Here is a 13206-nt window from a genome sequence, read left to right as displayed (position 1 = left end):
GGGTCGGCGATATGAAACCGCCGACCAAAGCGCTTTATTGGCCGGCCATTTCATTGACGATCATGTCATAGGCGGCCTGCGCATCCACCCCGGCATCATTGACTTCGGCAATGACCTTGGTGCGCACGTCAGCTGCAATCGCGTTGAACTTTTCAAGGTCTTCGGCCGAGGCCGCGTTGATGGCGTTGCCCTCGGTGCCTTCCGTGGCTTCGCGACCAATTGCGTCGATCTGATCCCAGATCTTACCGATTTCGCGGCTCAGCGGTTCTCCGAACACCTGCTCTTCCAATGCCTGCTGCAGATCTTCTGGCAGGTCGGCGAAAGTGTCTTCGTTCATGATGAACGCAAACGATCCGCGATAGAGGCCGCCGGGAACCTCATAAACGTTCTGCGCCACTTCGGTCAGCTTGAACCCCTTGCGGGATTCGAAGGGCATGACAACCCCGTCCGCTGCCTTTGAAGCCAGCGTCTCATAGACCTTGGGGGCCGGTACCTGAATACCGGTTGCGCCCAGCGCCGTGCCAACATCACCGCCGACACCGCCGGGAATGCGAACCTTCAGGCCCGAAACTTCGTCCAGCGACGTCACCGGGTTGCTGGAATGCAACTGCGCCGGTCCATGGGTGTGCAGGGCTATCACCTTCACTCCGCGATGTTCGTCTGCGGCTTTGAGGTGCTGGTCATAGGTGCGCCAATAGGCGACCGACGCGGCCTCGGCCGATCCTTCATAGCCGGGCAGTTCGATCATCTTGGTGGTGACGAAACGGCCAGGCTGGTAGCCGTGGAAAATAATCGAGGCATCCGCCGCCCCATCCATGATCAGGTCCATCTGCGCCGGGGGTGGTGCAATGCCCAGCTTCAGCTCGGCAGTCACTTTGCCGTCGGTGGCCTCTTCAACCATTTCGACGAATTTCGGCCACATCATCGCGTTGATGCCATGGGTCGGAGGCGCCCAGCTGGAAATGGTCAACGTATGTTCTGCGGCCATCGCAACGCCACCGGAAACGGCCAACGCCGCCGAGGCTAAAAGCGTGTTCAATCTGGTGAACTTCATGTGTCTGTCTCCTCCCTAAGAAACATGTGTAACAGATGCGTTAATTGCACTTTTTGTAACCATCAATGCTCCGGCGGCCCTCCATCGGCGCCGCATCGTTGCCGTCGGCGGGCTGATTTCAGAGTCCCGGTCGCGCCTTTCGCAGTACAAGTCCGGGCAAAGACCGCCCGAAGCAATGGGTCGGATTCGGTTTGTGTTTATATATTGACCAACCGTTCGGTTAATGCAATGTTTTAGTTGCAGCGAGAACAGGTGAAACCGAATGAGCGATACGCTTCTTGTAGAAGATCACGGGAACTGGGTCGAAATCACTCTGAATCGTCCCGACAAGCTGAACGCCTTCAATGACGAGATGCACCTCGCCTTGCGCGAAGCGTTGGAGTCTGCACGCGACACCAAGGCGCGTGCCGTTTTGCTGACGGGTGAAGGGCGCGGCTTCTGCGCCGGACAGGATCTCGGTGATCGCGACCCATCCAAGTTGGACGGGCCGCCGGATCTTGGTGAAACCGTGCGCGCTTTCTATGCGCCTCTGGTGCGTCTGATCCGGTCGCTGAATATCCCGGTTATCTGCGCTGTGAACGGCGTCGCTGCGGGCGCAGGAGCAAACCTTGCCTTGGCGTGCGACATGGTCCTGGCCGCAGAAAGCGCAAAGTTCATTCAGAGTTTCGCCAAAGTCGGACTGATCCCCGATACCGGCGGCAGCTGGCACCTGCCCCGCCTTCTGGGCGAGGCGCGTGCCAAGGGTCTTGCATTGACCGCCCAGCCATTACCCGCAAAGCAGGCCGAAGAGTGGGGCCTGATCTGGAAGGCGTTGCCGGACGATCAACTGATGGTAGAAGCGCGCAAGCTCGCCGCAGAATTTGCCAATGGCCCTACCCTTGGATTGGGCCTTACAAAGCAATGCATTCAGATGGCTGCTACCACCTCGCTGTCGGATCAGTTGGATGTCGAAGCCGGTGCGATGAAAACCTGTGGCGAAAGCGCGGATTATGCCGAAGGCGTGAGCAGCTTTCTTGAAAAGCGCGCGCCTGTGTTTCAGGGGAAATGACCATGACACCCAAGGAACGTGCCACGCGATCGGCGGCAGCGATGTGGGCAAACGACGAAGCCAGCAAATGGTTCGGAATGGAAATTGTCGAGGTGGACGAAGGCCGTGCCACTCTGGCGCTGACGGTCGCGGCGCATCACTGCAATGGCCACGGCATCTGCCACGGTGGCATCACCCACGCGCTGGCCGACAGTGCATTCGCTTTTGCCTGCAACAGCCGTAATGTGTCGACCGTCGGTCAGCATACGGTGATGAGCTATCTTGCCCCCGGCCATAAGGGGGATCGTCTGACCGCCACCGCGACCGAGGTCAATCTGGCCGGGCGCAGCGGCATCTATGACGTTCGAATTATCAATCAGGACAACACGCTGATCGCAGAGTTCCGCGGAATGTCGCGCGCAACCGGCGGTCAGAACTTTGCAGAATAACCGCGCGCCCGGAGGAACACCGCGATGGAAGATCTGAGCCCAAAGAAATCCGACCTGGATCCAATCGAAATTGCTTCGATCGATGAAATCCGCGCAACACAGCTGGAGCGTTTAAAATGGTCCCTTCGTCATGCCTATGAAAATGTCGCGATGTACAGGCAGCGCTTTGACGAGGCGGGTGTCCATCCCGACGATCTGAAGCAACTATCGGATCTTTCTAGATTTCCCTTCACCTACAAGAACGACTTGCGCGACCATTACCCATTCGGGATGTTTGCCGTCCCGAGAAGCGAAATTATCCGTCTGCATGCCTCGTCCGGGACAACGGGCAAACCCACGGTCGTGGGATATACCCGGACCGATATCGAAAACTGGGCAGATCTTGGCGCGCGATCGCTTAGGGCCGCTGGGCTGCGCAAAGGGGATCTGATCCACAACGCCTATGGTTATGGCCTCTTCACCGGCGGGTTGGGCGCCCATTATGGCATCGAACGCCTGGGCGCGACCGTTGTGCCGATGTCGGGCGGACAAACGGAAAAGCAGGTTGGTCTGATCACCGACTTTCAGCCCGACGGGATCATGGTCACACCGTCCTATATGCTCAATATCCTCGAACAGTTTCACAAGGTGGGCCACGACCCGCGAGAAAGCTCGCTCAAGGTTGGGGTCTTCGGCGCCGAACCCTGGACCGACGCGATGCGCCGCGAGGTCGAAGCCGCCTTTGATATGCACGCGGTTGATATCTACGGCCTGTCCGAGATCATGGGTCCCGGCGTCGCCAATGAATGCGTTGAAACCAAAGATGGGCCGGTCATCTGGGAGGACCATTTTCTGCCGGAAATCATCGACCCCGCAACCGGAGAAGTCCTGCCCGATGGCGAGACCGGCGAACTGGTATTCACGACCCTGACCAAAGAAGGTTTGCCGATGGTGCGGTATAGAACGCGCGACCTGACACGGCTTATGCCGGGAACAGCGCGATCGATGCGCCGGATGGCCAAAATCACCGGCCGCAGCGACGACATGATGATCCTGCGCGGTGTCAACGTGTTCCCCAGCCAGATCGAAGAACAGGTCATGGCGACAGGTGGCCTTGCGCCTTACTACCAGATCGAGCTGTACAAGGCCGGTCGGATGGACGCGATGCGGGTCTATGTCGAAGCAAAGCCAGATGCGGCTGATGAGCTCTCCCAAACAGCCGCCGCGCGCATGCTGACCAAGCGGATAAAGGACGTCGTTGGCGTGTCCACCGAAATTATTGTAGGTGACCCGGGCACCGTCGAACGCTCGCAAGGCAAGGCGAAGCGTATAGTAGACAACCGTGATAAGGAATAAACCTTGGCCCGAACAATCGCCAAAGACCATGATCAAAAGCGGAAACAAATCCTGAAAACAGCCGCGAAAGTGTTTGCCGGTCAGGGGTTTGACCGCGCTTCGATGACCCTTCTGGCGAAAGAATGCGGGATATCGAAGGCCAACATATACCACTATTACGACAGTAAGGATGCCATTCTATACGACATCCTCGACACCTATCTGCGCGAGCTTCGCGACCGGATTTGCAATGTCGACGTCGAAGGGCTTACACCGGAACAAAAGATGCAAAAAGTGGTTCGGGAAATTCTGCTTGCCTATCAGGGCGCGGATGACGAACACCGCGTTCAGATCAGCGGCATGACTGCCCTGACCGGCGAACAGCAGAAGCATCTGCGCGGCTATCAGATTGAGCTGGTGAACTTTGTCCGAGACATCCTGAACGACCTTTCGCCCGAAACCTTCGATGGCGACAAGGACAAGCTGCGGGCCACGACAATGTCGGTTTTTGGCATGTTGAACTGGTACTATATGTGGAACACCGGCGCCGGGCCCGAGGCCCGCGAAGACTATGCCGACCTGGTCAGCACCTTGACGATGCACGGAATTCGAAAACTGTAGATCGCCTACTTATCAGCGCGGACGACCGGAGCAGACAAAATTCTCCTGGTCGGAACCGACAGTTTACTCAGGTCAGTCGGTGTCAGACACCCTGCCTTTTTCAACAATGCCCTCGGCGACCCAGGCGTCGAATTTCTCCAGAACAGCCTCGGCAAATCCGGTGTCATTGATATGCGCCGCCACTTCGGTTGTTGGCGTGGCCCCGGGCAGCACCTTACGGGCTTCATCTATCATGGCAGCACGCGCTTCGGGGTCATGGGCGTCGCCGCCGACCCGGTCCCATTCCTCGATGCCCTCCAATGGAAGGAAGAAATGGGTCGGCCCCGTGGCAGCCGAAAGTCGGCTTGCAATTTCCCGAACCGTTTCGCGCCGTTCTTGCGCGTTGAAGACCGCGCTTTTGATCAGGCGGTTATGCTCGTGGAACGGGCGGTCGGCATATCGCTCGGGGATCTCCTGCCAACCGGCGAAATCCAGCAGGTCCAACGCGCCCGGAGCCACCATCTGCGGCACGCCCGCATGTCCGGCATTGGTCAAACGATCCTGCCCCGAGGACACCAGCGAACCGGCCAGCATATTGGCGAATTCCTGCATGCAGAAATCCATCACGCAACAGAACGCACCTTCGCGCGCAAGTTTCTCGAATGCCATGCCGCCCATGCCGGTCGAATGGAACACGGCCACTTCGTAGCCTCGGGATTCCAGCGCGGGCTTCAACGTTTTCATGTAGCGCAGGCAGGACGACCCCAACGACGTCATGCCAATCATTGGCCTGTCGCGCCGGGGAAACTGAACCGCTCGGGTAGCGCCCAGGACGGCACCGGCCGCCTGGCTCAATGAGGACCGGCAAACCGAGTTCATGCCATAAAGCCCCCCCGCCCAGAGGATCATCTGGATATCCGGGGCCAACCGGTGTGGCGGGATTAATGGCGAGAAGCTGACGGTCGAAACGATATATTTCGGCACCCCCATTGGAAGGGCCTGCGCGCAGTCCAACGCCAGATCGGTGCCCATGGTGCCGCCGGTGGCGAGCATCCCGTCAAAGCGACCTTCGGCATAGGCCTGCGCCACCACATTCGCGGCACCCTGCGACATGACGCGAAACGCCTTGTTTTCATCCCCGAGCGCGATCACCTGGTCGATGGACATACCGCCAGCGGCTGCAACATCGTGTTTCGAGATATCCGTTGGCATTGTCGGGTCGCCAAGAACCGAGACGTCCATCGTAACAACATCGCCACCCTGCGCCCGGATGCACTCTTCGATAAAGCGCATCTCGGGGTCCTTGGTGTCGTAGGTTCCGATCAGCAAAATCGTCTTGTCGCCCACGGGGTTCTCCTCTGTTTAAAAAGATCGGTTTACAGCTGGATCCAGGCTGTTTTCAGATCGAAGTATTTCTCCATCGCGTGAAGCGATTTGTCGTGACCATTGCCCGACTGCTTGACACCACCCAACGGTACCGTGCCATCGGCACCACCATAGGTGTTCACGTGCACAACACCCGCACGGATGCCCGCGACCATGCGATGCGCCCGGCTGAGATTCCCGGTCCAGACACCGGCGGCCAACCCATAGACACTATCGTTGGCAAGGCGCAGCGCCTCGTCGTCGTCGCTGAAAGGTGTTATCGCCAGAACCGGACCGAACACCTCGTTACGGAACAGGTTGTCTGAGGGCCGGACCCCGTCCATCACAGTAGGCGCCATGTAGTAGCCTCCGGTTTCGGTCAGGATGCGATCGCCACCGGTGCGACGTTCCGCGCCTTCGGCTTCGGCCTTGGCAACGAAGTTCAGGTTGCTTTCCAGTTCGGGCATCGAATGCACTGCACCGATCTGATTGCCAAGATCCAGCGGATCGCCAACGCGAAAGGCTTTCGCGTATTTGACGATCTCGGTGACGAACTCTTCATGAATGTCCCGCTGCACTAGCAAGCGCGAACCCGCGACGCAGATCTGGCCGGAATTGCGGAATATCCCCGCCGCCGATACCTGCGCCGCCTGCGCCAGATCGGGGGCATCGTTGAAGACGATGTTGGGGGACTTGCCACCCAATTCCAGATAGCAGCGTTTCAGGTTGGACCGCGCCGAATATTCCAACAGCCGTCGCCCCGTCGCGCCTGAGCCGGTGAAGACCAGAACATCCACATCCATCGACAACGCCAGTGTCTCGCCGACGACACTGCCCTTGCCGGTGACAACGTTCAGAACGCCATCAGGCAAACCGGCCTCATGCGCCAGATCAACCAGCCGCAATAGGGTCAGCGAGGCCGTTTCCGCCGGCTTAAGAACCAGAGAATTGCCCGCCGCCAACGCTGGTGCGATTTTCCACGCGCCGATCATCATCGGCATGTTCCAGGGTACAATCGCCCCAACTACGCCAACGGGCGCGTGATGCACAAGCCCCAGAACGTTTTCGTCTGTCGGCGCGATCTGGCCGTAAATCTTGTCGATTGCCTCGGCATAGTATCGGAAGGTACCCGCTGCCGACATTGGCTCGGCCTTGATGGCCATATTGATCTCGGTGCCATTGTCGCGCACCCCCAGAACTGCCAGTTCCAGCGCGTGCTTCTCGATCAGCTCCGCCAGTCTTAGCAGTACCTTTTTGCGCGCTGCGGGCGCCTGACGCGACCAGCGTCCATCCTCAAAGGCGGTGCGGGCCGCGGCAATTGCCCTCTCCATATCTGCCGGAGTGCCTCCCGCAATCCGGCACAGTACACGGCCGTCGATTGGTGAGATGACCTCCAACTGCCCACCTTCAGCGGCCTCGGCGTGTTTCCCGTCGATCAGAAGTGAGCGGTCCGTCACTGGGAGGTGGCGCAACGCATCGATGGCTGATTGATCCATTGTTCACTTATCCCTGCTGGTTCGGATGGTCGGAGTCCACGGGCGGCATATTCGGCTCAGGTTTCAGTTTGTTCTGGAATTCGGCGTACAGCGTACGGAAGTGCAGGATCAGGATCAGCACGATCAGAGCAAACAAGATGGCCGCGATGGGTCGGTCAATGAAATCGAGCGGCGTTTTCACCCGCGCCATGGCGCTGCGCAGTTTGGTTTCCATTATCCCGCCCAGCACCATGCCCAGAATGATTGGCACAATCGGTAGGTCCAGCCGTTTGAGGATCAGGCCAAACACCCCGAACCCGGCCGCAATGGCGCAATCGGTGATCGAGTTGCGCAAGCTGTAGACGCCGACAAAGGCCAGGATCAGGATCATCACGCCAAGAAAACGCGTCGGGATCTGAATGATCTTGAGCAGCAGGTTCGTCGAAAACAGCAAGAACACCAGCACGATCACGTTAAGAAGGATCAACGCCATATACAGCGCCATGACGAAATCCATCTGGTTTTCGAACAGCTGCGGACCGGGGATCACGTTGTGAACATAAAACACTGACAGCATCATCGCCGTAAGCGCCTCGCCCGGGATACCCAAAGCCAGAAGGGGGATCATCGCAGCGCCGGGCACGGCATTGTTCGCGGCCTCAGAGGCCACCAAACCTTCGGGCGAACCGTCCCCGAATTTCTCGGGGGCCTTGGACGTCTTTTGCGCGTAGGTATAGGACAAAAATTGCGAAGTGAATTCACCTGTCCCCGGCACCATCCCCATAAAAACGCCGATGCTTGAGGATACAGTCGCGACGCGTTTCAGGCCCAGCAGCTCTTTCAACCCGGCAAAGATGTTTCCGCTGACATGTATATCGCCCGGCGCGTGGTTCTTTTCCAAGAGCAGCAGAAACGCCTGACTGATCGCAAACAGGCCCAGAACGACAACAATAAGATCAACGCCCGAGGCAAGCCAGCTTTGCTCGAAGGTGAACCGCCGAGTGTATTTCACCGGCTCAAGCCCGACGGTGTTCAAAAAGACTCCGAATGCGGCCAGCATTCCGGCGGCAAAGATTTGCCCCCGATGCGCCAGTACAACCAGAACAATGCCCAAAAGCGCGGCCAAAAAGATCTCGCGACTGCCAAAATGCGGTGCGACAAGAGCCAGAACCGGTGACAAGACCATCAGGCAGAGGATTGCGAAAACGCCTCCGAAGAACGAGGCCGAATAGGCCAGCGACAGCGCCCGGTGCCCCTGTCCACGTTTCGTCATCGGAAACCCGTCATAGGTGGTCAGTGCATTGACTGCTGTGCCGGGCGTGTTGATCAAAATTGCGGGAATGGCCCCGCCATACATGGACGAGCCGTAGATGCCCAACAACAGGGTCAGTCCAACGATGGGTTCAAAGGCAAAGGTGGCGGGCAGCAGGATGGCGATGGCGACCGCCGCGCCGACCCCGGGCAATGCGCCGATAATGACACCGCCAATGGACCCGATCAGCAGCGCGACGATGACCTGCCACTGCAACAGGATCGAGATACCGGAAGCAAGCGTTTCCATAGCGGCCCCTTACAGATAGGTCAGCGCAAAAGCGCGCACGGAATCAGGCAGATACTCGTAGACCGCGCCAGCCGGTATTTTGACCTGCAGAAAAGCGCGAAACACGATGGTGACCACAAAGCCGAACAAGGCGGCGATGCCAACGGCGCGGGCACCGCGAAACCCCGTACGAAGGGTCAGGAAGATCGCGAACAAAACGGTTGACGGCAGGTAGCCCAGTTGTGGAACCAGCAGCACATAGATCAGGAAGTAGAGGACATATTCGAAAGACCTCAGCCAGAACCCGACCTCGGCCCAGCGACCCTCAATCCGGGGCGACATCGCCGAGCTGAGCCAATGCAGGAGAGCGAACGCAACCATGCACCAAACCGCAATCGTGGGCCACAATGACGGCTGCGAAAACCACTTGGTTCGCTTTACGACCTCGGTCTGCGTGCCCAGTTGGGACAACAGGAAGACCGAGAATGCCAGAAACATCACCGCAAACACGACATCACCTGGTCGGCGGTATCTTTTGAACATGTCCTGAAGCGTCTTTGCGATCATTGTTCCCCTCCCAATCTAAAGAAAGGGCGCGAGACTGTGTCCCGCGCCTGTCTGGGTCTTACTCGCCCAGTATCTCTTCGATTTTCGCGAATGAGGCTTTGTCCTGCTCAATCTGCGCATTGGATGCATCCGGGTCTTGCCAATAGATCAGCGCCCCGGTTTCTGCCGCCAGTTCTTTGGCTTTGTCAGATTGCAGCGCCTTTTGCGCGGCGGCCGAGATTTTTTCGCGCGCGTCAGCTGGCGTGTCCTTGTGGACGAACAGACCGTTCCACAAGGCCAGGGGCAGATCCGGGTTAAGCTCGACAACCGTTGGTGTGTCCGGCACCAGTGAAATCCGCTCACCACCGATGCTGGCCAGGACGTTTACCTGATCCAGACATGGAAGCACCAGCTGAAGCGTGGTGTTGATCACGTCCACATCGCCCGATGCCAATGTGTTGCAATCCAGCGCATCGAACGCTGCCTCGCTGGCAAAGTCGAAGCCGCTGCCAACCGCTGCCGCAAAGGTCACTTGTGTGGGCGGCAGCACCGACCCGAAATGCCCAAGCGCCACGTCGTTATCCTTGCCGTATTCCGCCAGCTCTTGCCAGCTTGAGAAAGGCGCGTCCTTGCTTGATGCGATCACGAAAGGGTAGGTCAGGAAGATCCCGATCGGGTCGAACGGATTTGGGTTCAGCTCAGGGATGCCAATTTCGGGCCCGATCACCGGCACGCCAATCACAAAGGACCCGATGGTGTAGCCGTCCGCCGGCGCCGTGGCCACCTCGACCGCACCCGGGAACGGGCCGCCGCCGCCGCCAGGCTTGTTCACCACGGCCGCCGGAACGCCGTACATCGCCTGAAACTCATCCGCAATCATCCGGGTCAGAACATCTTCCAGATCACCCGGAGGCCATGGAACCACAAAGGAAACCGGCTTTTCTGGATATTCGGCCAAGGCTGCGGTTGCAGAGGCTGCCATCACCGCGGCTGCGAGAAACTTCTTCATTTACACCTCCCAGTGTTTGGTTCACTATTTGAACCGTGTTAGCGAATTTAATATTGCTTTGTTAATTTTATTCTGTCAAGTATTAGGTAACCTAAGGAGAGCCCGAGGATGGGAACCGCGCTTAACGCTCTGAAAATGTTAGAATACTTTTCGAATTCACGGCCAGAAATCGGACTGAGTCAGCTTTCGCGATTGTCCGGAGCGAACAAGGCAACGACGCTCAGACATCTCCGCGCATTGGAAGAATTCGGCCTCATCGAACAAAATCCGATGTCCAAATCCTATATGATCGGACCCGCCGCGCTGCGGCTGGCAGCGCTGCGCGAGATTGCAAAGCCCGGCCTCGAAGGTGCACGCGCGCAGATGCGTACAGCGATGCAAGAGGTCGGCGAAAGCCTGCACCTGTCGCTGCTTGAGAAAGGCGCATTGAAAACGGCGCTGGTGGTTGAGGCGACACAACATAGCGTTCGGGTAAGTCTGGACCCGACCGAGGTTCTTCCGATCAATGCAACGGCATCGGGGCTGTGTTTGCTGGCCTTTGGACCGGAGTCACTGTCCCAGCAACTTTACCAGGGCAATCTGCAGAGCTATACCGAAACCACACTGACCGAACCCATGCAAATTCAGGACCGGGTCGAATACATCCGTCAGAAGGGCTGGTCCACCAGCGAAGGCACCTACGAAACCGGCGTCCACGGTTTTGCCGCGCCGGTCTTCGGCATTGACCGCATTGCCCTGGGCACAGTGTCGTTCGCCGTCCCCGCAATCCGCGCGACGTCAGAACTATTGCCTGCGATTCTGGCCTCGCTCCACACCCTCTCGCACACACTGACAGCAAATTTCGGCGGTCAGCTGCCCGAGAGTTTTCCAACCGAATTTCTGCCCTGACCAAACGGCGGCCAAACCCCGGAGATACGTAAAAATGAAAGACTCCAACTTTCTGAAGGAAAACAACGCCCGTCATTTCTGGCACCCGATGGCGCACCCCGCTGACAGTCAGCATAACCCGCCGACAATTCTGACAGGCGGCGACGGGGTCAGCATCGTCGACATTGATGGACACAGGGCGCTCGATGCTGTTGGGGGGTTGTGGAACGTCAACCTGGGCTATTCCTGCGACGCCGTGAAACAGGCCATTGCCGATCAGCTGAACGCCCTGCCCTATTACTCGACCTTTCGCGGGACCAGCAACGACAAGGCAATCGAGCTGTCCTATGAGCTGGCTCAGTTCTTTGCCCCCGATGGGCTGACACGTGCGTTCTTCACATCAGGCGGCTCTGACTCGGTCGAAGTAGCGCTCAAACTGGCACGTCAGTATCACAAGATCCGGGGCGAGGCCGGGCGCACCAAATTCATCAGCCTGAAACAAGGTTACCACGGGACGCATTTTGCGGCGGCTTCCGTCAACGGAAACCAAAAGTTCCGCGCGATTTACGAACCGATGATGCCGGGCTGCTTTCATGTTCCCGCCCCCTGGACCTATCGCAATCCGTTCGACGAGACCGACCCCGCGCGCCTGGCACAGCTCTGCGTCAAGGCGTTGGAGGCCGAGATCGCGTTTCAGGGTGCCAACACCGTCGCCGCCTTTATCATGGAGCCGGTCCTGGGCGCTGGCGGGGTGATTCCGCCGCACAAGAGCTTTATGCCGATGGTGCGCGAGGTCTGCTCGAAACACGGCGTGCTGCTGATCTCGGACGAAATCATCACTGCGTTTGGCAGAACCGGCAGCGAAAGCGGCGCGCGCCATTGGGGCGTGCAGCCTGATATTATGGCCACGGCCAAAGCCATAACAAATGGCTACTTCCCGTTTGGCGCGGCGATGATATCCGGCTCGGTCGCCGAAGTGTTCGAGAGCGATACAACCGGCAAGGCAAGTGTCGATCAGGGCTATACCTATTCCGGCCATCCTGTCGGGGCGGCGGCCGCGCTGGCGGCACTATCGGAAATCAACCGTCTTCGGGTTTGGGAAAACGCTGCGGCCCGTGGTGATGAACTTTTTGCTGGGCTGAAGATACTGGCCGACAAATACGACGCGATCGGAGATGTGCGCGGGGGCGAGGGCCTGATGTGTGCGCTCGAGCTGGTCTCGGATCGTGCGACGAAGGCACCCATCGCCAAACACCTTCCGTTGCAGGTTCAGAAAGCGGCCTATGAAGACGGCGTGATGGTACGTGTGTCGGGCAACAACATCATCCTGTCGCCGCCGCTTGTCGTCACCTCGGACGATGTCGCCAAGATACTGTCAGCGCTGGATACAGGACTGGCGAGTCTTTAATTGCGGTAGAGACCCCGTCCCTGCCGGCGGGGTCAGACTTTCACCGATTGCAATTCTTCCAGAAGATCCAACAATTGCCTCAGCTTTTCCGGACCCATCTGCGCCTCGATGCTGCGATAGATTTCCCGCGAGGTATTCATGTTTTCCTCCAGAATCCTGCGGCCCTCTTCGGTGATACTGACCTGCGTGCATCGCTTGTCGTTGCTATCCTGGCGGCGACTGATCTGGCCTTCGGCCTCCATGGTTCGCAGAATTCGGGTCAAGCTGGGCAAAAGCAGGCAGGCTTCTTTGGCGATCGTGCTTTGTTCAACCTCCCCCAATTCGTCCAGAACCCGCAGGATACGCCATTTCTGCTCGGTCAGGTGAATGCCGTTCAGCATGTCCCGGATTGGGGCCATGACAGTCTCGCGCGCGCGCAGCAGCGCAATGGGCAGCGAACGCGTTGTACTTCTTGTTTGGCTTTCGATCTTCATGTCGCTTTGTAAAACGCCGGTCAGGGGATTGCAAAGATTAACAAGGCAAGGACTTGACAGCGGCACTCCAATTTACTAA

13 protein-coding genes are annotated in these 13206 nt (G+C 58.3%); 6 read left to right on the top strand and 7 right to left on the bottom strand.

What is annotated here, in order from left to right; genetic code table 11:
• Nucleotides 1-34: 34 nt before the first annotated feature.
• Nucleotides 35-1054, bottom strand: coding sequence for a TRAP transporter substrate-binding protein (locus tag ACR0LX_RS09985; RefSeq protein WP_480783586.1), 1020 nt, complete (start codon nt 1052-1054; stop codon nt 35-37).
• A gap of 262 nt (nt 1055-1316) precedes the next feature.
• On the opposite strand from ACR0LX_RS09985, the gene paaG reads away from it, so the two are divergent.
• Genes paaG through ACR0LX_RS09965 form a run of 4 tightly spaced genes read left to right on the top strand, consistent with a single transcriptional unit; the run spans nt 1317 to nt 4465 of the window.
• Nucleotides 1317-2102: a 2-(1,2-epoxy-1,2-dihydrophenyl)acetyl-CoA isomerase PaaG gene (gene paaG / locus ACR0LX_RS09980; protein ID WP_480783585.1), complete on the top strand. Its 786-nt coding sequence runs from the start codon at nt 1317-1319 to the stop codon at nt 2100-2102.
• 2 nt (nt 2103-2104) lie between these two features.
• Entirely contained in the window at nt 2105-2530 is a 426-nt protein-coding gene (gene paaI, locus ACR0LX_RS09975; protein WP_480579065.1) for a hydroxyphenylacetyl-CoA thioesterase PaaI, read from the top strand.
• Nucleotides 2531-2554: 24 nt separating this feature from the next.
• Nucleotides 2555-3865: a phenylacetate--CoA ligase PaaK gene (gene paaK, locus ACR0LX_RS09970; RefSeq protein ID WP_480783584.1), complete on the top strand. Its 1311-nt coding sequence runs from the start codon at nt 2555-2557 to the stop codon at nt 3863-3865.
• Nucleotides 3866-3868: 3 nt separating this feature from the next.
• Nucleotides 3869-4465: a TetR/AcrR family transcriptional regulator gene (locus tag ACR0LX_RS09965; protein WP_480783583.1), complete on the top strand. Its 597-nt coding sequence runs from the start codon at nt 3869-3871 to the stop codon at nt 4463-4465.
• Between the two features lie 72 nt (nt 4466-4537).
• Here ACR0LX_RS09965 and ACR0LX_RS09960 read toward each other — a convergent pair whose 3' ends face one another.
• Genes ACR0LX_RS09960 through ACR0LX_RS09940 form a run of 5 tightly spaced genes read right to left on the bottom strand, consistent with a single transcriptional unit; the run spans nt 4538 to nt 10379 of the window.
• Nucleotides 4538-5791, bottom strand: coding sequence for a Tm-1-like ATP-binding domain-containing protein (locus ACR0LX_RS09960; protein ID WP_480783582.1), 1254 nt, complete (start codon nt 5789-5791; stop codon nt 4538-4540).
• Nucleotides 5792-5820: 29 nt separating this feature from the next.
• On the bottom strand, nt 5821-7305 hold the full coding sequence (locus ACR0LX_RS09955) for an aldehyde dehydrogenase (RefSeq protein WP_480783581.1): 1485 nt from the start codon (nt 7303-7305) through the stop codon (nt 5821-5823).
• 7 nt (nt 7306-7312) lie between these two features.
• Nucleotides 7313-8845: a tripartite tricarboxylate transporter permease gene (locus tag ACR0LX_RS09950; protein WP_480783580.1), complete on the bottom strand. Its 1533-nt coding sequence runs from the start codon at nt 8843-8845 to the stop codon at nt 7313-7315.
• A 9-nt stretch (nt 8846-8854) separates the two neighbouring features.
• Nucleotides 8855-9391 (bottom strand): tripartite tricarboxylate transporter TctB family protein, encoded by a 537-nt coding sequence (locus ACR0LX_RS09945; RefSeq protein ID WP_480783579.1) that lies wholly within the window; start codon nt 9389-9391, stop codon nt 8855-8857.
• 58 nt (nt 9392-9449) lie between these two features.
• Nucleotides 9450-10379: a tripartite tricarboxylate transporter substrate binding protein gene (locus tag ACR0LX_RS09940; protein WP_480579086.1), complete on the bottom strand. Its 930-nt coding sequence runs from the start codon at nt 10377-10379 to the stop codon at nt 9450-9452.
• A 108-nt stretch (nt 10380-10487) separates the two neighbouring features.
• Here ACR0LX_RS09940 and ACR0LX_RS09935 point away from each other — a divergent pair, with 108 nt between their 5' ends.
• Nucleotides 10488-11267: an IclR family transcriptional regulator gene (locus ACR0LX_RS09935; protein WP_480783578.1), complete on the top strand. Its 780-nt coding sequence runs from the start codon at nt 10488-10490 to the stop codon at nt 11265-11267.
• 34 nt (nt 11268-11301) lie between these two features.
• Entirely contained in the window at nt 11302-12654 is a 1353-nt protein-coding gene (locus ACR0LX_RS09930) for an aminotransferase class III-fold pyridoxal phosphate-dependent enzyme (RefSeq protein ID WP_480783577.1), read from the top strand.
• A 32-nt stretch (nt 12655-12686) separates the two neighbouring features.
• Here the strand turns inward: ACR0LX_RS09930 and hpaR are convergent, their stop codons facing one another.
• Nucleotides 12687-13127 carry a homoprotocatechuate degradation operon regulator HpaR gene (hpaR, locus tag ACR0LX_RS09925; RefSeq protein ID WP_480783576.1) on the bottom strand — a complete coding sequence of 147 codons (441 nt, stop codon included), beginning with the start codon at nt 13125-13127 and terminating at the stop codon, nt 12687-12689.
• Between the last annotated feature and the right edge of the window lie 79 nt (nt 13128-13206).

The sequence above is a fragment of the Ruegeria sp. CH11 genome, assembly GCF_056537105.1.
The sequence above is the reverse complement of the archived record's forward strand: the minus strand, read 5'-3'. Positions and strand labels throughout refer to the sequence as shown.

What these genes read in the sequence shown, in the direction of transcription:
- ACR0LX_RS09985 (WP_480783586.1), bottom strand. Translation starts at nt 1,054, where the DNA reads ATGAAGTTCACCAGATTGAACACGCTTTTAGCCTCGGCGGCGTTGGCC.
- paaG (WP_480783585.1), top strand. Translation starts at nt 1,317, where the DNA reads ATGAGCGATACGCTTCTTGTAGAAGATCACGGGAACTGGGTCGAAATC.
- paaI (WP_480579065.1), top strand. Translation starts at nt 2,105, where the DNA reads ATGACACCCAAGGAACGTGCCACGCGATCGGCGGCAGCGATGTGGGCA.
- paaK (WP_480783584.1), top strand. Translation starts at nt 2,555, where the DNA reads ATGGAAGATCTGAGCCCAAAGAAATCCGACCTGGATCCAATCGAAATT.
- ACR0LX_RS09955 (WP_480783581.1), bottom strand. Translation starts at nt 7,305, where the DNA reads ATGGATCAATCAGCCATCGATGCGTTGCGCCACCTCCCAGTGACGGAC.
- ACR0LX_RS09950 (WP_480783580.1), bottom strand. Translation starts at nt 8,845, where the DNA reads ATGGAAACGCTTGCTTCCGGTATCTCGATCCTGTTGCAGTGGCAGGTC.
- ACR0LX_RS09945 (WP_480783579.1), bottom strand. Translation starts at nt 9,391, where the DNA reads ATGATCGCAAAGACGCTTCAGGACATGTTCAAAAGATACCGCCGACCA.
- ACR0LX_RS09940 (WP_480579086.1), bottom strand. Translation starts at nt 10,379, where the DNA reads ATGAAGAAGTTTCTCGCAGCCGCGGTGATGGCAGCCTCTGCAACCGCA.
- ACR0LX_RS09935 (WP_480783578.1), top strand. Translation starts at nt 10,488, where the DNA reads ATGGGAACCGCGCTTAACGCTCTGAAAATGTTAGAATACTTTTCGAAT.
- ACR0LX_RS09930 (WP_480783577.1), top strand. Translation starts at nt 11,302, where the DNA reads ATGAAAGACTCCAACTTTCTGAAGGAAAACAACGCCCGTCATTTCTGG.
- hpaR (WP_480783576.1), bottom strand. Translation starts at nt 13,127, where the DNA reads ATGAAGATCGAAAGCCAAACAAGAAGTACAACGCGTTCGCTGCCCATT.